The sequence below is a fragment of the Mesorhizobium sp. P3_B5 genome (genome assembly GCF_056402815.1).
In genome coordinates this window covers 307,884-325,130 of the sequence record NZ_JBFUGR010000005.1, presented here as the reverse complement: position 1 = coordinate 325,130, position 17,247 = coordinate 307,884, and the positions used below count along the sequence as shown (strand labels likewise).

The 17,247-nt window shown below is 62.5% G+C and carries 20 protein-coding genes; 10 read left to right on the top strand and 10 right to left on the bottom strand.

What is annotated here, in order from left to right:
• The first annotated feature begins 117 nt into the window (after window positions 1–117).
• Window positions 118–834 carry a hypothetical protein gene (locus AC1DVW_RS15790; protein WP_477243026.1) on the top strand — a complete coding sequence of 239 codons (717 nt, stop codon included), beginning with the start codon at window positions 118–120 and terminating at the stop codon, window positions 832–834.
• Window positions 835–980: 146 nt separating this feature from the next.
• Here the strand turns inward: AC1DVW_RS15790 and dksA are convergent, their stop codons facing one another.
• Window positions 981–1,397, bottom strand: coding sequence for an RNA polymerase-binding protein DksA (gene dksA, locus AC1DVW_RS15785; RefSeq protein WP_006202025.1), 417 nt, complete (start codon window positions 1,395–1,397; stop codon window positions 981–983).
• Window positions 1,398–1,651: 254 nt separating this feature from the next.
• Between dksA and AC1DVW_RS15780 the strand changes: the two genes are divergently transcribed.
• From AC1DVW_RS15780 to AC1DVW_RS15765, 4 genes are all read left to right on the top strand, one after another.
• Window positions 1,652–2,155, top strand: coding sequence for a SixA phosphatase family protein (locus AC1DVW_RS15780; protein ID WP_477269499.1), 504 nt, complete (start codon window positions 1,652–1,654; stop codon window positions 2,153–2,155).
• Window positions 2,156–2,219: 64 nt separating this feature from the next.
• A complete protein-coding gene (locus tag AC1DVW_RS15775) occupies window positions 2,220–3,698 on the top strand; it encodes a YcjX family GTP-binding protein (RefSeq protein ID WP_477324224.1) in 1,479 nt (492 codons plus the stop codon).
• A complete protein-coding gene (locus AC1DVW_RS15770; RefSeq protein ID WP_477243023.1) occupies window positions 3,695–4,789 on the top strand; it encodes a YcjF family protein in 1,095 nt (364 codons plus the stop codon). Before AC1DVW_RS15775 ends, AC1DVW_RS15770 begins: the two co-directional genes overlap by 4 nt.
• Window positions 4,790–4,867: 78 nt before the next feature.
• Window positions 4,868–5,422 carry a hypothetical protein gene (locus AC1DVW_RS15765; protein WP_477243022.1) on the top strand — a complete coding sequence of 185 codons (555 nt, stop codon included), beginning with the start codon at window positions 4,868–4,870 and terminating at the stop codon, window positions 5,420–5,422.
• Window positions 5,423–5,501: 79 nt separating this feature from the next.
• Here AC1DVW_RS15765 and AC1DVW_RS15760 read toward each other — a convergent pair whose 3' ends face one another.
• The 3 genes from AC1DVW_RS15760 to AC1DVW_RS15750 all read right to left on the bottom strand — a co-directional run bounded on the left by AC1DVW_RS15760 (window position 5,502) and on the right by AC1DVW_RS15750 (window position 8,210).
• Window positions 5,502–5,768, bottom strand: a complete 267-nt coding sequence (locus AC1DVW_RS15760; protein WP_477243021.1) for a hypothetical protein — start codon at window positions 5,766–5,768, stop codon at window positions 5,502–5,504.
• 183 nt (window positions 5,769–5,951) lie between these two features.
• Window positions 5,952–7,160, bottom strand: a complete 1,209-nt coding sequence (locus AC1DVW_RS15755) for an MFS transporter (RefSeq protein ID WP_477324222.1) — start codon at window positions 7,158–7,160, stop codon at window positions 5,952–5,954.
• Between the two features lie 60 nt (window positions 7,161–7,220).
• Window positions 7,221–8,210: an AraC family transcriptional regulator gene (locus AC1DVW_RS15750; protein ID WP_477243019.1), complete on the bottom strand. Its 990-nt coding sequence runs from the start codon at window positions 8,208–8,210 to the stop codon at window positions 7,221–7,223.
• Between the two features lie 161 nt (window positions 8,211–8,371).
• Here AC1DVW_RS15750 and AC1DVW_RS15745 point away from each other — a divergent pair, with 161 nt between their 5' ends.
• From AC1DVW_RS15745 to AC1DVW_RS15735, 3 genes are read left to right on the top strand one after another with little or no spacing between them, the layout of a single operon-like run.
• Window positions 8,372–10,210, top strand: coding sequence for a monovalent cation:proton antiporter-2 (CPA2) family protein (locus AC1DVW_RS15745; RefSeq protein ID WP_477243018.1), 1,839 nt, complete (start codon window positions 8,372–8,374; stop codon window positions 10,208–10,210).
• A 4-nt stretch (window positions 10,211–10,214) separates the two neighbouring features.
• Entirely contained in the window at window positions 10,215–10,763 is a 549-nt protein-coding gene (locus AC1DVW_RS15740; RefSeq protein WP_477243017.1) for a DUF924 family protein, read from the top strand.
• A gap of 25 nt (window positions 10,764–10,788) precedes the next feature.
• The gene (locus tag AC1DVW_RS15735; protein WP_477243016.1) at window positions 10,789–11,034 is read left to right on the top strand and encodes a hypothetical protein; all 246 of its coding nucleotides are present in this window, start codon (window positions 10,789–10,791) and stop codon (window positions 11,032–11,034) included.
• Window positions 11,035–11,041: 7 nt separating this feature from the next.
• On the opposite strand, the gene folK is transcribed toward AC1DVW_RS15735, so the two are convergent.
• From folK to folP, 3 genes are read right to left on the bottom strand one after another with little or no spacing between them, the layout of a single operon-like run.
• Entirely contained in the window at window positions 11,042–11,554 is a 513-nt protein-coding gene (gene folK / locus AC1DVW_RS15730; protein WP_477243015.1) for a 2-amino-4-hydroxy-6-hydroxymethyldihydropteridine diphosphokinase, read from the bottom strand.
• Complete coding sequence (folB, locus tag AC1DVW_RS15725; protein ID WP_477243014.1) at window positions 11,538–11,897, bottom strand: dihydroneopterin aldolase; 360 nt, start codon at window positions 11,895–11,897, stop codon at window positions 11,538–11,540. Before folB ends, folK begins: the two co-directional genes overlap by 17 nt.
• A gap of 3 nt (window positions 11,898–11,900) precedes the next feature.
• Window positions 11,901–12,752 carry a dihydropteroate synthase gene (folP, locus tag AC1DVW_RS15720; RefSeq protein ID WP_477324220.1) on the bottom strand — a complete coding sequence of 284 codons (852 nt, stop codon included), beginning with the start codon at window positions 12,750–12,752 and terminating at the stop codon, window positions 11,901–11,903.
• An 84-nt stretch (window positions 12,753–12,836) separates the two neighbouring features.
• On the opposite strand from folP, the gene AC1DVW_RS15715 reads away from it, so the two are divergent.
• Window positions 12,837–13,457 carry a DUF922 domain-containing Zn-dependent protease gene (locus tag AC1DVW_RS15715; protein ID WP_477243012.1) on the top strand — a complete coding sequence of 207 codons (621 nt, stop codon included), beginning with the start codon at window positions 12,837–12,839 and terminating at the stop codon, window positions 13,455–13,457.
• Window positions 13,458–13,692: 235 nt separating this feature from the next.
• Window positions 13,693–15,174: an MDR family MFS transporter gene (locus AC1DVW_RS15710; RefSeq protein WP_477324218.1), complete on the top strand. Its 1,482-nt coding sequence runs from the start codon at window positions 13,693–13,695 to the stop codon at window positions 15,172–15,174.
• A 70-nt stretch (window positions 15,175–15,244) separates the two neighbouring features.
• Here AC1DVW_RS15710 and AC1DVW_RS15705 read toward each other — a convergent pair whose 3' ends face one another.
• The 3 genes from AC1DVW_RS15705 to AC1DVW_RS15695 all read right to left on the bottom strand — a co-directional run bounded on the left by AC1DVW_RS15705 (window position 15,245) and on the right by AC1DVW_RS15695 (window position 17,116).
• Window positions 15,245–16,273 (bottom strand): NAD(P)/FAD-dependent oxidoreductase, encoded by a 1,029-nt coding sequence (locus AC1DVW_RS15705; RefSeq protein WP_477269480.1) that lies wholly within the window; start codon window positions 16,271–16,273, stop codon window positions 15,245–15,247.
• An 81-nt stretch (window positions 16,274–16,354) separates the two neighbouring features.
• Window positions 16,355–16,675: a (2Fe-2S)-binding protein gene (locus AC1DVW_RS15700; protein WP_258601887.1), complete on the bottom strand. Its 321-nt coding sequence runs from the start codon at window positions 16,673–16,675 to the stop codon at window positions 16,355–16,357.
• Between the two features lie 102 nt (window positions 16,676–16,777).
• A complete protein-coding gene (locus tag AC1DVW_RS15695) occupies window positions 16,778–17,116 on the bottom strand; it encodes an Hpt domain-containing protein (RefSeq protein ID WP_477269999.1) in 339 nt (112 codons plus the stop codon).
• Window positions 17,117–17,247 lie beyond the last annotated feature (131 nt).

Here is a 17,247-nt window from a genome sequence, read left to right as displayed (position 1 = left end):
GGTGCCGTTGGGCTTACAGTGTTTCAAGCTGTTCACGACGCGTGAAACGCAACTTGCGGTCGCCTGCCGCAACGGTCTAGTGTCGCGTCACTTCGACAAGGCGATTTGGGGGCACCGATGCTGCAGATGCTGGATAGCGTGGCCGGTCCTGGATATGCCGCGGCAATCCTGTGGACGTTTGCCGCGCTTGTCCTGCTGGTCATCATCCTCGTCATCGTCAAGCTTGTCCGCAACCTGACTTTTGGAACATTCGTCGCCGGTGGCAGAAACCGCAAGACGCGGCTGGCGGTCATGGATGCCACCGCCGTCGACAGCCACCGCCGGCTGGTGCTGGTGCGGCGCGACGATATCGAACATCTGCTGCTGATCGGCGGCCCGACCGATGTCGTCGTCGAACGCGACATCCGACTGGCGGCGCCACGGCGCCCGGCCTTGACCGGAGATGGCGGCCAGCAACAGGCGCCGCGACCGCGCGCGCCGCAACCCGGCGCAGCACCTGCGAGGCAGGCGCCAGCACCGCAGCCGGTCAATGCGGCTCCAGCGCCCGTTAAACCCCGTCCGGTAACACCGGCGCCGAAACCGGCCGCGCCAAGCTATCAGCCCTCCAACATCACCCCGCTGCCTGCCTATGGCTCAGCCAACGCCAATGTCGTTCGCCATGCGCCGCCGCCGAGGCAAGATTCCATCGACGATACGCTGATGAAGGAGCTTGAGGTTTCGCTCGATGATCCGCGCGCCGCCAAGCCTGCGAGCAAGGCGGCAGCGAAGGCGCCGCCCTCACTCGACGACGAGATGACAAAACTTCTCGGCGAGCTCTCCAGCCAGAAACGATAAAGCGCAACGCGCTTTAAGTCTTTGTTTTTATGCATGTCGTTGTCCCAAAACCGGGACCACTTTTGGGCGACATGCATTAGCCGAGAGCCAAAAAAATGGCCGGGAAAACCGGCCATTTCTTACGAATTTTGCTCCAGCTGAACGCCTCAGTCGTCGCGATAGACTTTCTCGCGGCGCTCGTGGCGCTCCTGCGCCTCGATCGACAAGGTCGCGATCGGACGCGCGTCGAGCCGCTTCAGTGCGATCGGCTCGCCGGTTTCCTCGCAGTAGCCGTAAGTGCCTTCGTCGATGCGCTGCAGCGCGGAATCGATCTTGGAAATGAGTTTGCGCTGGCGATCGCGGGCGCGAAGCTCGATGGCGCGGTCGGTTTCCGAGGATGCCCGATCGGCAAGATCGGGGTGGTTGGCGTTTTCCTGCTGCAGGATTTCGAGAGTTTCGCGCGCTTCGCGCAAGATGTCGTTCTTCCAAGTGACGAGCTTCAGGCGAAAGTAGGATTTCTGCCGCTCATTCATAAACGGCTCGTCTTCGGAGGGTACGTAATCGGCGGTAACGATGTCGTTCATTCGACTCACCCAACAACCCCAAATTTTGCGCCTATATATTCGCCGTCCGACGCCTGCACAAGCGCAATCGGCCGCAGTCTCACGCAAATTTTAATGTTGGTGAACTGGCACCGGCAACAGCTTTTGCAGCAAGGGTGCGGCCAAATTCCCACATGATTCGTTGTGCTTGAGGGCGCCAGCCATTGTGCGCGAGACTTTCTCATGGCTAATCCTGCAATGTCATTGCTAGACTTTGCGGCGCCAATGAGGGTTCGGTGAGCAGACTTTATCTGTTGAGGCATGCGAAGGCCGGATGGGCGCTGCCCGGCGTGCGCGACTTCGATCGTCCACTCGACGCGTCCGGCATCGCCGACGCCGAGGTGATGGGGGCGGCCATGCGGACCCGCAACTACATTCCCGACATCACGCTTTGCTCCAACGCCAGGCGAGCCCGCCAGACGCTGGAAGGCCTCGCCGGCCATACCGATACCGGCCGGGTGCTGTTTTTCGACACGCTCTACAGCGAAGACGCCGCCGGCTACCTCGGCATTATCCGCAAGAATGGCGGGCCGGGCTCGCTGCTGGTCATCGGCCACAATCCGATGACGGAAGATCTTGCCATGGCGGTTTCGGGCGACGGCGACGAGGCTGCGAGGGGAATGCTCAACCATGGTTTCCCGACTTCCGGTCTTGCCGTCGTGCGGTTCAACGGCAATCTTGCCGAAGCCGCGCAAGGCAGTGGCTATCTCGAGGCCTTCCTGACCCCCGCCGATCTCTGAGACCATTACAAAGCCCGGTTCCAGAGCCTATATCGGAACTCACCGAGACCCCGAGAGAACCGATTTGGCATCATCGCTGACCACTTTCACCGACGAGGCGCGGATTGCACTGGATACGCTGTCCGGGCGCGCCGCCGGGCTCTTTTCTCCGTCGCTGCGGCTGGGGGTCACCGGCCTCTCCCGTGCAGGCAAGACGGTGTTCATCTCGGCCTTTGTCCACAATTTGATCCGTGGCGGGCGCCTGCCGCTGTTCGAAGCGCAAAGGTCGGGGCGCATCGCCCGGGCTTTCCTCGAAGAGCAACCGGACGATGCCGTGCCGCGTTTCCAGTACGAGGATCACATCGCAGCCCTGGTCAACGACCGCGTCTGGCCGGACTCGACACGCGCCATTTCCGAGCTGCGGCTGACCATCGAATTCGAATCGGCTTCCGGCTGGAACCGTATGTTTTCCCGAGGAAAATTGTCGGTCGATATTGTCGACTATCCGGGCGAATGGCTGCTCGACCTGCCATTGCTCGGCAAATCCTTCGCCGATTTTTCGCGCGAAGCTTTCGAGATGGCGGCGCTGCCGGTGCGCGCCGATCTTTCGCAAGCATGGCGGGCGCTTGCCGCCACGATCGATCCCAATGCCGACGCCGACGAGATGACGGCACGTCGTCTCGCCGAGAGCTTTGCCGCCTATCTCAAAGCTTGCAAGCTCGACGAGCGGGCGCTTTCGACCCTGCCGCCAGGCCGCTTCCTGATGCCTGGCGACCTGGAGGGTTCGCCGGCGCTGACTTTTGCGCCCTTGCCGATCCGGAACGACCGGCGGCCGCGCTCGGGATCGCTGCAGGCGATGATGGAGCGGCGCTACGAGGCCTACAAGACGCATGTCGTCAAACCGTTCTTCCGCGAGCACATCACCCGCCTCGACCGCCAGATCGTGCTGATCGATGCCATGCAGGCCCTGAACGCCGGTCCCGGCGCGATGGCCGACCTGGAACGCGCCGTCACCGAAATCCTTTCCTGTTTTCGCCCCGGCCGGGGCGGCTTTCTCACCGACCTGTTTGCACGGCGCATCGACCGCATTTTGGTGGCCGCGACCAAGGCCGACCATCTGCATCACGAAAGCCACGACCGGTTGCAGGCGATCGTGCGGCGGCTTGCCGACCGCGCCGTGGCGCGGGCGAATTTCACCGGCGCAGATGTCGATGTGGTCGCCATGGCCGCCATGCGCGCGACAAGGGAAGGCACGGTCAAACAAGGCCGGGAAACACTGCCGGTGATCATCGGCACGCCGTTGAGCGGTGAAAGGATCAATGGCGAAACGTTTGATGGGAGAACCGAAACAGCTATATTTCCCGGTGACTTACCGGAGAAGATTGATGCCGTTTTCGACATTTCCGAACCAGACCATCGGCAGAACAATGACGACCCGGCGATCCGCTTCGTGCGCTTTCGCCCGCCAAAACTCGAACGCACGGCCGAAGGCGTGACGCTGTCGCTGCCGCATATCAGGCTTGACCGTGCCCTGCAGTTCCTGATCGGAGACCATCTGGCATGACCGCGCCCCGCAGACCGGCGGCATTCCGCATCGAGCCGGAGGCCGCAACCAGGCAAGAGGCGGCAAACCATCGCGCGCAAGTCGAGGTGGCGCCGGCGCGAAAGCCGCGCACGACGAAGACCGACATGGCTGTTGTCGTGCCGGCCGAGATCGACGTCTTCGACGAGCCCGATATCATTGCTGCCGAACCGCCGCCCGCCACCGCGCCGCGCAAGCGTTCGCTGCTCGCCAGCATCTTCTTCGGCGCGTTCGGCGTGCTTGTTTCGCTGGCTGTTGGTCTGTGGACCGACCAGTTGATTCGCGACCTGTTCGAGCGTGCGCAATGGCTGGGCTGGCTGGCCGCCGGAATGGCCACGGTCGCGGCACTGGCGCTTGTGATTATCCTTTTCCGCGAGTTTTTGGCGATTGCCCGCCTCGCCGAAGTCGAAAAGCTGCAGAAACGGGCGCTGGATGCTGTCGCGCGCGACGATCCGAAGGCCGCACGCTCAGTTGTCGACGAGCTTTCGGCCTTTGTCGCCGCCAAACCCGAAACCGCGGCCGGCCGGCGCTCGCTGGCCGAATTGCGCGGCGAGATCATTGACGGCGGCAATCTGGTGCGCCTGGCCGAGACCGAAATCCTCGGGCCGCTCGATATCAGGGCCAAGGTGATGATCCTCGAAGCGGCAAAGCGCGTATCGCTGGTGACGGCAGTCAGCCCTCGCGCAATCGTCGATGTCGCCTATGTCGTGTTCGAAGCCGGGCGCCTCATTCGCCGCCTGTCGGAGCTTTATGGCGGCCGGCCGGGCACGCTGGGCTTCTTCCGGCTGGCGCGCAGCGTTCTCGCCCATCTGGCGGTCACCGGCTCGATCGCCGTCGGCGACAGCTTTGTTCAACAAATCGTCGGGCACGGCCTTGCCGCCCGGCTTTCGGCGAAGCTTGGCGAAGGCGTCGTCAACGGCATGATGACGGCACGCATCGGCATAGCGGCGATGGAAACGGCGCGGCCCCTGCCCTTCATCGCCGGCAAGAGGCCAGGCATGGGCGATTTCCTGTCGGCGCTGACATCGTTTGCAACCAAAAAGGAAGAGGAAACACCTGTTCCCGGCAAGTGACGGTCATCAAGCATTAACCAATCTTGTTCATGGTCAGACGAGTTCCAACAACAGTCACTTTGTTGCCGGGTGTCGTCGATGAAAAGCGTAATTCTGTCCACCGTCCTGCCCCTGACGATCGCGGCTGCGGCACCTGTGGGCCTGGCGGGGAAGGCGTTTGCGGCAGAGCCCGACAAGCAGTTCTTTCACACGGTTGAAGGCCAATGGGTCGGCCCGGGTGAAATCGTCGCCGGCAAGTACAAGGGCACGAAATTCTCCTGCAATTTCACCGGCTCCACGCCTGACGGCGGAACCGGCATGACGCTCGATGGTGACTGTCGGGTCGGCGTGTTCACGCAGAAAATGTCGGCGACCGTCGAACGCAAGGGGCGCGACGGCTACAAGGGCAATTTCATGGGTGGCGCTGCCGGAACCGGCCTCGACATCATCGGCGGCAATGTGGTCGATGCCCGCAAGGTCGTCTTCACCATCAACCGCAACCAGCTGCGCGGGGTGATGCAGGCCCGCATCCCCGACGACAATTCGATGACGGTGACGATTGCAGTGCGCGTCGACAAGCAATTGGTGCCGGTTATCGGCATGAGCTTGAAGCGGATCGATGCCGTCGAAGTCGGTTCCATCGAGCCGAACTGAGAACCCGTCCTGAACGCAAAAAGGAGGCGGCAGCCAATGGCCACCGCCTCCTTTCAAAGCAAACAGATCAGCGCTTCGCTCAGCCCTTGATGGCGGCAAGCACGTCGTCATAGGCCTTGCAGGCCTCTGCCGCCGTGGTCGCGCCCGAATATTTGGTGGTGACCGCCTGGACCTTGGCGGTGAGATCGGCGGCCTTGGACGGATCCTTGGTGATCGCCTCCTGCAGAGCGGTCGTCACATCCTGAGCCTTCTTGGTCAGCATTTCCGTCGTGCACTCCGGCGCCTTCGAACAGGCCGAACCGGCAAGCGCCGCGATGCCAACGGCAACAAGCAAAAACTTCTTCATGTCAGTCATCTCCTCAGAAAGGCCGCGACTTGATCGTCACTGGTCCTCCAATGGCCGAAGCCGACTGTCCTTAGCGCCCGATTGTGGCAACACGCAACGCAACCGTCGCGTAAACTTGTGTAACGCGGCTGCAACATCGCGGCGGCCCCGGATTCAGGCCGCCCGTGTCAGTTGGGGCAGGGTTCAGCCACGAGGCTGCAGCAGCGCCAGCACGGCTGTCGATGCGGCAAGGATGGCGGTCAGCGTCAGGGGCGCCGTGGCACCGTAATTGTCCACGACGTAGCCGCCGACAACCGCGCCAATGGTGATGGCAATTTGGAAAGAGACGACCATCAGGCTGCCCGCTGCTTCCAGCGCATCAGGTGCCGCGCGGGACAGATTGGTCGGCAGCACCACCGGCCCCATGCCGAAGGCGAAGCCCCAAAGTGTAACGAATACGAAGGCAGCGCCAATTTGCACGCCCCAAAGCACCAATGCCAGCGCCGCAAACGCCATCAACACGGCGGTGACCACGAGAGCCACGCGGATATTGGCATCGGCCAAACGGCCGCCGGCAATATTGCCGACCACAGCGGCGATGCCAAATCCGAGCAGCGCGAGTGCAATCGGCCCGGTTGCAAGCAGCGTCACGTGTTCGAGGAAGGGGCGCACATAGACCGAACCGGCGAAATGTCCTGTCATCAGCAAGACAATGGCAAGCATGCCGAGTTGAATGCCACGCCGCCGCGTCAGCCGAAACACGTCTCCAAGACTATTGCTGGCGGTTGCTGGCAAGGTCGGCAGGCTGAGAAACTGCAGCAGCATGGCAACCACGGCTAGCCCCGCTGTCATCGCCATCGCGCTGCGCCATCCCAGCCAGTCGCTGATCAAGGCCCCCATCGACGGCGCGGCGATGGTGGCAAGCGAAACGCCGAGGGTGACGATAGCCATGCCCCGACCTGTCGCATTGGCGCCAACCAGCCTAGCCACGACGGCAACCGAAAGTGCCCAGAAAGCGCTGAGAGCAATTCCCAGCCCGGCTCGGCCTAGCAACAGCAGCCAGAAATTGGGCGCCAGCGCTGCAAGAATATTGGAAGCGACCGCCAGGGCCATGAGGCCGACCAGCACGGTCTTGCGGTTCAATCGGCCGATGAGAACATTGCACAGCATGGCCGTCACGGCGCCGACCGAGGCGGTGGCGGTGACGACCTGCCCGGCTGTGCCCTCGCTGATGCCGAGATCGCGCGCCATTGGGGTCAACAGACCCGCCGGCAGGAACTCGGCCGACACTAGGGCAAAGCTGGTGGCCGCCAATGAAATGACCGCAAACCAGGTGGCTGCGTTCCATGCGGACGGCGCATCGGCGTCAAGGCCGATCGCGGCGTCTTCAAGCTGTAATGTTGTGTCAGTCACGGGAGGATCTCCAAAGGTTGGAGATCTTAGATAGGCGAGTCAGCCCGGATGATATGTACCTTAAAATCCGAAATTCATGTCCATTCGTCCGGGAATTGTGCGGCGCACAACGCCCGGCGAGACATTGGTGATGCGCTTGAACGCGCGAGCGAAGGATGCCTCGGAATCATAGCCCAAACGGGTAGCGACTTCGGCAACCGACATGCCGTTTTGCCCCAGCAATTCGCGGGCAAGCTGCATACGCAGGCGGGCGAGATAGTGTGCGGCACCCTCCCCCAAGACAGCGCTGAAACGCTCGGCGAAAATCGAGCGCGATTGGCCTGCCACACCGGCGAGGCTTCCCAGCGTCCAGTTATGGCCGGGGTCTCGGTGCATGGCTGCCAGGGCGCGGCCGATATGGGGGTCGCGAATGGCTGCGAGCCAACCGGTGGTCACGGCGCCATTGCAATTGACCCAGCAGCGGATGAGCCGGGCCGTCAGCAAGTCCGCCATACGCGACAGAATCGTGGCGCTGCCCATCTGCGGTTGTGCGGCCTCCACCGTCATGGCCGCCAGCAAAGGGCCGACGACAGGGTCATTGCCGGCCACGTCGCAACCCTTGATGATGGGCGGCATCAATGTGATCAATGGATTGAGCGCACAGGAGCCCAAGGCCATCGAGCCGCAGAAAAGGGTGCTTGTCGCGCCCGTTCCCTGCCTTACCACTTCGCAGACATTGCCCCCCAACTTGGTCACCTGGCACCCCTCGAGCGAGTCGCCCACCACGTCCGGCGCACTCGCCAGCCGATGGGCGACGCCTTGCGGCAGCAACACAAGATCGCCATCGCGCAACTCCTGCCAGCCTTGCGCTTCGGTATGAATCCAGCACGGACCCTGGCCGACAAAGTGAAACCGAAGCAGCTGTTGTTGCGGAAATTCTATGCTCCAGGGATGTCGGAGCTCGCAGCGGCCATAGTTGACACCGCTCAAGCGAAAGTCCCGCAGCACTTCGCTGAGTGCGTCCATCGGGATATGCGGCAGCGGCGACGGACGGGACGAATGGTCAAGCATTAATCAGATATAGATGCCGAACGTCCGGCAGGCAAGCGGTGACCGTTGTTCCACCAAGGGAATCGCTTCTAACGCACCCTACCCTTCCTGGCAGGCTTCTCGCCCTTGCCTCCCGCTCCAACTGCATGCAAGGAGTGCTGGGAGAGACAGGGACAAGAGGCATGGCAGCGGACGTATCGGGCAGCGATCTCATTCAGGTGGTGGCGCTGCTTGCCGCAGGCGTCGTTGCCGTACCGATCTTCAAACGCATGGGGCTGGGCTCTATCCTCGGCTATCTCGCAGCCGGCGTGGTCATCGGCCCGTTCGGCATCGGCATCTTCTCCGAATCGGAAGCCATTCTCCATGTCGCCGAACTCGGCGTGGTCATGTTCCTGTTCATTATCGGGCTGGAGATGCAGCCATCGCGGCTTTGGGGCCTGCGCCGGGAAATTTTTGGCCTCGGCGCGCTGCAGGTCGGCGTATGCGCGCTTCTGCTGACCAGCGTCGGACTGGCGGGCGGTTTTCCGATTGCCGTGTCCTTCGTCGCCGGGGCCGGCTTTGTGCTGACGTCGACGGCAATCGTCATGCAACTGCTCGAAGAACGCGGCGAAATGGCTTCACCAAAAGGCCAGCGCATCGTTTCCGTCCTGCTGCTCGAAGATCTGGCGATCGTGCCGCTGCTGGCGCTGATCGCCTTCCTGGCGCCGGGTGGCGCCGATATGAGCCTGACGCAACGGCTGACCGAGGTCGGCATTGGCCTTGCCGCGATTGTCGGGCTGGTGGTGGCCGGTCGCTATCTGCTCAATCCGTTCTTCCGCATACTGGCGGACGCCCGCGCTCGCGAAGTGATGACCGCGGCGGCCCTGCTGGTCGTGCTCGGTTCGGCGCTCGCCATGCAGCTCTCCGGCCTGTCGATGGCGATGGGCGCCTTCCTGGCGGGCGTGCTTTTGTCGGAATCGACCTTTCGCCACCAGCTGGAGGCTGACATCGAGCCGTTCCGCGGCATCCTGCTCGGCCTGTTCTTCCTTGCCGTCGGCATGTCGCTCGATCTGCATGTGGTGGTCGAGAACTGGCGCCTGGTCGCCATCTACGTCGTCGCCTACATGGTGATGAAGGCGCTCGGCATCTACATCGTCGCCCGCCTGCTCAAGACCGGTCACCGGGAAGCGCTCGAGCGCGCCGTGTTCATGGCGCAAGGTGGCGAATTCGCCTTCGTCCTCTATTCCGCAGCCGCGGCGGTCGGCATCATCGACAGCCGGGCCAATGCGACCCTGACTGCGATCGTCATCATCTCGATGGTGCTGACGCCGCTGGCAATCATCGCGCTCAAATATCTGACGCCGCGCGACGAGCAATCGCTCGAAGGCGTCGATATTGCCGACGGCCTCACCGGCAGTGTTCTGGTCATCGGCTTCGGCCGCTTCGGCCAGATCGCCAGCCAGCCGCTGCTGCTGCGCGGCATCGATGTGTCGATCATCGACAATGATGTCGAAATGATCCAGGCGGCCGCGGATTTCGGCTTCAAGGTCTACTATGGCGACGGCACGCGGCTGGACATTCTGCGTGCCGCCGGCGCCGGAAGGGCGCGCGCCGTGCTGATCTGCGTCGACAAGCCGGACGCCGCCGTGCGCATCGCGGAGCTGATCAAGGCGGAGTTTCCATTGCTGACGGTGCTGGCGCGCGCCTTCGATCGCGGAACCGCGCTGCAGCTCATTCGCGCCGGCGTCGACTTCCAGCTCCGCGAAACCTTCGAATCGGCGCTCATTTTCGGCGGTTCCACCCTGGAAGCGCTGGGTGTCGACCCCGAAGACGTCGCCGAGGTGATCGAGGATGTGCGGCGCCGCGATGCTGCCCGTTTCGAGATACAACTGGCTGAAGGCGTTCGCGCCGGCCGGCGCTTCCTGAAAGGCAACATCAACACGCCCATCCCGACGCCGCTTGCCCCGCCGCGCCGTCCCGGCCAGGCGCTCAACGAAGAGACGGCCGGCGTGCTGCACAAATCCGAGCCTGCGGGGGAGTAAGCCGATGACCGAACTGGATGAACGGGCGCTCGCCGTCACCAAATTCTGGCGTGAGGCCGGAGAAGATGCGTGGTTCGAGAAAAACGATGCCTTCGATACCGACTTTCGCGACCGGTTCCTTGACCTGCACTTCGCCGCCGCCCGGCGCGAATGCGACCACTGGTCGGACCATGCCGAGGGCTCACTGGCGCTGATGATCCTGCTCGACCAGTTTCCGCGAAACTGCTTTCGCGGCACCGGCCACATGTACGCCACCGATGCGTTGGCGCGGCATTTTGCGGGCAAGGCGATTGCCGCGGGCCAGGACCTGTTGCTCGACGAAGTGCTCCGCGTTTTTCTTTATTTGCCGTATGAGCATTCGGAACACCTCGCCGACCAGCTCAGGTCGGTGGAACTGACCACCGCCAAGGCCTCCGAATATCTGAAATATGCGGTCGAGCATCGCGACATCGTCCAGCGCTTCGGCCGCTTTCCGCATCGGAACAGGATGCTGGGCCGCGAGACGACGCCGGACGAACAGACGTTTTTGGACGGTGGTGGATTCTCAGGTTAATTGGGTAGACTCGGGTATTTGCCACATGGTTGAGCTGGCAGGGCGGAACTATACAGCCACAATTGGAAGCGATGTCCAACGCGACGGAATGTATCTGGAACTCGCCGACCAAGATGATCACATAGTGGGCGAGATTTTCTTCTCAGATGTCGATGGGAAGATGACAGTTATCTTATCTCAGCCTGAAGTGCCCGTGGAAGTGGTTGAATGGATGATTGCCACAGCCAAGGTCCGTCTTCCACCAACTGATGGTGCTGTCGGCCAACCATAGCAATCCGCTAAGCCAGCCACCACTTCTGGCCAGACGGCAGCCGCTCGATGCCCGAAATGTCGACGGCGCCCAGCCGCTCCGACACGCTGCGGCCGCCAACGGCTAGGCCAGGTGCGATTTCGGCCAGCGGCGCAAGCACGAAGGCGCGTTCCAGCATCCTGGGGTGCGGCACTTCGAGCCCGGTCTCATGGATGATGCGGTCTGCGAATACCAGGATGTCGATGTCGATCAGGCGCGGACCCCAGCGTTCCTCACGCACCCGCTTTAGTCGGCGCTCGGCGTCGAGGCAGAGATCGAGCAGCGCGCGCGGTGCCAGCGCCGTCGAAATTTCGGCCGCCGCATTCAAGAAATCCGGCTGGTCGAGCTTGCCCCAGGGCGGCGTGCGATAAAGCGAGGAGACGGCAACGACGCGCGTATCGCGATCGGCATCCAGCATGCGCAACGCCGAACCCATCGATTTCGCGGGGTCGCCGAGATTGCCACCGAGGCTGAGATAGACGGTGTTATTCGGGCCAGACAACGGTCACCTCGACATAATCGAGCACACCGGGTACCGGCGCATTCGGTTTGCGCACGGTGATCTCGGCCCTTTTTATCTGCGGAAACCGCGCTGTAAGCGCCCGGGCAACCTCCAGCGCCAGCGCCTCGATCAGAAAGCGCCGCTGTCCGGTGATGATCTTTTCGATCACCGCAAAGGCGATGCCATAGTTGACGGTGTCGTTGATGGAATCATCGACCAGTGCGCTGCCGGGGTCGACGGTAAGGGCGGCATCGACATAGAAGCGCTGGCCGAGCTTTTCCTCCTCGTCCAGCACGCCGTGCCGGGCAAAGAAGGCGCAATTCTTCATGCGGATGACATACATCGCTCAGCGTCCTGCCTGGCCTGTTTCGCGCGCCAGCATAGCATCGGCGACGGCCAGTGCGTCCACGTTGATTGCGACATCATGGACGCGAAACAGATCGGCGCCTTTCAGCCTCAGAATGACGCTGGTGGCTGCCGTGCCGGCGGCCCTGTCCATCGCATCGCGACCGGTAACGTTGCCGATAAAGCGCTTTCGCGATGTCCCCGCCATCAGCGGAAAGCCGAGCGCATTGAGTTCGGCAAACCGCGCCATCAGGTCGAGGTTCTCTTCCGCCGTCTCCTTGGCGAAACCGAAGCCGGCATCGAGCACGATATGCTCGTCGCCGACGCCGTTGTGGCGGGCAATTTCCAATGATTTCCCGAGAAACAGAAACTGATCGGCGATCACGTCGGGCAGCTTCTCGCGATTGCGTCCGGTGTGCATGATGACCAGTCCGGCGCCGGTCTCGGCGGCGACACGGGCGATGCCCGGTTCGCGCTGCAAGCCCCAGACATCGTTGACGATATGGGCGCCGGCGGCGACGGCAAGCCCGGCCGTAGTCTCGCGATAGGTGTCGACGGAAATCAGGGCTTCGCCAAGTCCGGCGAGTGCCGCGATGACCGGCAGGATGCGGGCTTGCTCTTCCGCGGCGGTCACCGGTGATGCACCGGGACGGGTCGATTCGCCGCCGACGTCGATGACAGACGCCCCCTCCTCCAGCATGCGGCGCGCCTGGGCCAGCGCCCGATCGGCCGCGACGAACAGGCCGCCATCGGAAAAACTGTCCGGCGTGACGTTGAGGATGCCGACAACCACGGCCTTGCCGCCAAGGTCGAGATGGCGTCCGTGCGCCAGCTGCCATCGCCTTGTCGTCATTGTCCATCAACCATGTGTGATCTGCCCGGGATCAATTCCGTTGCGCCGGGAACGGCCGTAAAGCAAGGTGGCTGAAGAGGCAACATGATGAAACGACCCCTGCTGTGCGCCCTGATGCTCGCTTTGACCGCCTTGCCGGCGGGCGCGGCTAACCTGGTGAAGACATATAGCTACTTCGCCATCGGCGGCAGGACGCTCGAGGACATCGAGGCTCAGCTGTCGAAACACGGCCCCCAGGTAAAAAGCACCGGGACGCGGCATCCGGGCGCCACCCAGATGGCGTTCACCACCCGCATCAGCTACGCGCAAACCGCCAAATCCTGCGGGATTGCCGAGGCCTTTGTCACCGTCAAGGTCAAGGTGATCCTTCCCGAGTGGCGGCGTCCGCACAAAGCCGATCCGGATGTAAAGCTGTTCTGGGACACGCTGTCGGCCGACATCAAACGCCACGAGGAACGCCACGTCGAAATCGCCAAGAACCATGCCCGCGAACTCGAGAATGCGTTGAGGGCGGCCTATCCGCAGAAGAACTGCAATGCGGCCAAGGCAAAGGCCGCCGATATCACTGCCGCCATCCTTGCCAAGCACGACAAGGCTCAGGTGCAGTTCGATCGCATCGAAAGCGTCAATTTCGAAAGCCGCATCCTGCGGTTGCTGCGCTACCGCATCCAGCGCATCGAGAGTGGCCAGCTGCCACCCGCCTGAATTTCGCCAAGCAAAAGTGTAGCATCGACGGCAAGCCAATTTCGCCGAAGCGTAGTGCCAGTGCCGAAAAACTTTCGAGCCCCTGTCGAAATCGGCCTATACGGGACGACATAGTTGAGGTTGGCAAAGGCGCAACCTCCAGAGCACGAGACGCAATCATTCGACGCGGCAGACGCACCTCATCGGCCCAGCCAGCGGCCTTAGGAAGCGCACGCAAACACATGGACGACCCAGCATGGACCAGGCTGTCGACAAGCAAACGATGGTGGAAGCCGGCACGCCGCTCAGCGAAAGCGAGAAAAACGCCATCATCGCTGGGGTGTTGTTGTCGATGCTTTTGGCGGCACTTGACCAGACCATCGTCTCGCCGGCCATGCCGACGATCGGGCGGGCGCTCGGTCATGCCGAATATTTGCCATGGATCGTCACCGGCTATCTCTTGACCGCCACCGCCGTGGCGCCGCTCTACGGCAAGATTTCCGATGTCTACGGGCGGCGGCCGACCGTCTACGCGGCGATCCTGATCTTTCTCCTGGGATCGCTGGTCAGCGCCATGGCGCCGAACATGCTCGTCCTGGTCATCGGCCGGGCGATCCAGGGCGCCGGCGGCGGCGGGCTGTTTGCCCTGGCGCAGACAGTCATCGGCGACCTCGTGCCGCCGCGCGAGCGGGCGCGTTATGCCGCCTGGATCGCCGGCACATGGGCTGTCGCCAGCATCGCCGGTCCGCTGCTTGGCGGCACCTTTGCCGAACATTTGCACTGGTCGCTGATCTTCTGGATCAACATTCCGCTCGGCCTTGCGGCGATGGCGATCATCAACAAGCCGCTGAAGAAACTGCCGATCGCGGCAAAACATCATAGCATCGACGGCCTCGGCGCGGTGCTTCTGGTGGTGGCGACGGCGCTGCTGCTGCTGGCGCTGAACTGGGGCGGCAGCACCTATCCCTGGATGTCGCGCGAAATCCTCGGGCTCGTTGCCTGTTCGGCAGTTTTCTGGGCCGCCTTTGCGCTGCGCCTGCTGCGCGCGGCCGAACCGCTGATCTCGCTCGAAGTGCTTGGCAATCCGATTGTTCGCGCCGGCACGCTTTCGATGTTCATGCTGCAGGCCGCCAATATCGGGCTGGCGGTCTACCTGCCTGTCTATCTGCAATCGATCGTCGGTTTGTCGGTCAGCCAATCGGGCATCGCCATGCTCGGCTTGCTGCTCGGCACGGTGGCCGGCGCGACATTCAGCGGCCGCACGATCCCGCGCTTTACCCACTACAAGCGGATCGCCATGGTGGGGGTGACATTCGCCATACTGTGCCTGGGATTGCTCAGCCTCGTTGCCGAACATGCCCCACTGGTGGTGGTCGAAGTGCTGACCATCTGCATCGGGCTGGGCTCGGGAACAACCTTTCCGGTGGTCACGGTCTCGGTCCAGAATGCCGTCGACCGCATGCATCTCGGTGTCGCCACCGGCGTGCTGACGTTCCTGCGTTCGCTGGGCAGCGCGCTCGGCGTCGCCATGCTCGGCGCCGTCGCCCTGGGCTACGGCTTGCCGCTTGCCGGCGAAGGCACGCCGGCCGCGGGACAGGTCATATCCGGATTGCCGTTCGTGATGATCTTTCTCGCCGCCGCAGCGACGCTGGTCCTGGCGCTGGTGATGCTCGCGCTGATGCCGGAAAAAGTGCTGCGCGGCAATGACGAGACCGCGGCTCCAATCTTGGCGGAGTAGGCTCTAGCTGTTCGTTTGAGCACGATCTTGTCCGAAAACCGGAACCACTTTCGGGATCATGCTCCAGACTTCAATCGTGGACGCCGAGCTTCTTCTGCAGGCTGGTCGACGACGTCGTGTACTGGAACACGATGCGCTCGCCGGGGCTGATGATGCGCTTGGCGGCCTGCGCCATCAGCGCCACCTCATGGAATCCCGACAGGATCAGCTTCAGCTTGCCGGGATACCAGTTGATGTCGCCGACGGCGAAAATGCCTGATACCGAGGTCTGGAATTTCTCGGTATCGACCGGGATCAGGTTCTCGTGGAGATTGAGCCCCCATTCGGCGATCGGCCCGAGCTTCATGGTCAGGCCGAAGAACGGCAGCATGCGCGTGCAAGGCACTTCGACGTCGCCGTCAGGTCCCTTGATGATCGCCGAGGCAAGCTGGCCGTCGGCGCCGGTCAGGCCGGTCACCTGGCCGACCTGAAAATCCAGCTCCTTCATCGCCTGCATGGCGTACATCTTGTTGACGCTGTCGGGCGCGGCGCGGAATTCCGGGCGACGGTGCACCAGCGTCACGCTTTTTGCCACCGGTTGCAGGTTCAGCGTCCAGTCGAGCGCTGAATCGCCGCCGCCGACGATGACGAGATCGTGGCCGCGGAATTCCTCCATGCGGCGAACCGAGTAGAAGACGCTTTTGCCTTCATAGGGCTCGATGCCCGGGATCGGCGGCCGTTTCGGCTGGAACGAGCCGCCGCCAGCGGCGATCACCACCACCTTGGCTTCAAACACCTCGTTCTCGTCGGTGGTGACGCGAAAGCTGCCATCCTCGAGCTTTTCGAGGCTAGAAACCATGCGGTTGTAGGAGAATTCCGGCTTGAACGGGTGGATCTGCTCGAGCAGCTTGTCAACCAGGCCCTGCGCCGTGATCAGCGGCCAGCCGGGAATGTCGTAGATCGGCTTTTCCGGATAGAGTTCGGCGCATTGTCCGCCAGGACGATCGAGAATGTCGATCAGATGGCACTTCATGTCGAAGAGGCCGAGTTCGAACACAGCGAACAGGCCGACAGGCCCTGCCCCGACAATGAGTACGTCCGTCTTGATAATATCGGTCATGAAAAGCGCCTCGATGCGGAAACCGCGCGACACTGCATGACCATAGGCCTGCTGCCAAGCTGCAGCGGAAAAAAAGCCGGCTCAGCCCTGGCGGGCGGGCACGCGCACAACCAGGCCGTCGAGAGCGTCGCGCACCTTGATCTGGCACGACAGCCGCGAGTTCGGCTGGACCTCATAGGCGAAGTCCAGCATGTCTTCCTCCATCGCTTCCGGTTCGCCGACCTCGGCCGTCCATGCCTCGTCGACATAGACATGGCAGGTCGCGCATGCGCAGGCGCCGCCGCATTCGGCCTCGATCCCCGGCACCGCATGGCGGATTGCGTTTTCCATGACGGTCGAGCCGTTTTCGGCATCGACGTCGAAATGAGTGCCGTCATGGGCGATGAAGGTCAGCTTGGTCATTTGTCACCTGAAGGGAGTCCCAGCCGAGATAATCACTCCGCCAGACAAGTCAACTGCCGTGCGAAAGCGGCGCTGCGTGACGTTTTTTAGGGAAAACCGATTTCAGCGACTGATGGCGGCGATGAAATCGCGCACTTCCTCGATCAAAGTGCCAAGACGCTTGAGGGTTCTGACGTCTTCGGGCTGACGCTCGATGTCGGTTGCGCAGTCGGCGATGGCGAAGGCGCCGACCCCTCGCGCCGAACCCTTCAGCCCATGCGCCAGAAGCAGTCGTTCCCTGACGTCGGCGTCGGCTATCTTGTCGCGGACGGAAAGCGCCTGCTGCACGAACAGCGCCAGCACCTCCTGCTCAAGGCCCCGGTCACCCATCGTCTGACGTGCAAGATGGGCCAGGTCCACCGGTCGCGCTCGACCCGTTCCCGACACATCGCCACCGGGCATTGAAAAGGCAATGCCGCTTTCACCGCGTACCAATTTGAAACTCCTTGTCCCGACCGCCGAAAAAACTACGCGATTTCCGTAGCTATCGCGTTAATGAATGGCCCGGAAAATTGTTGCCGCAGAGGCCGCGA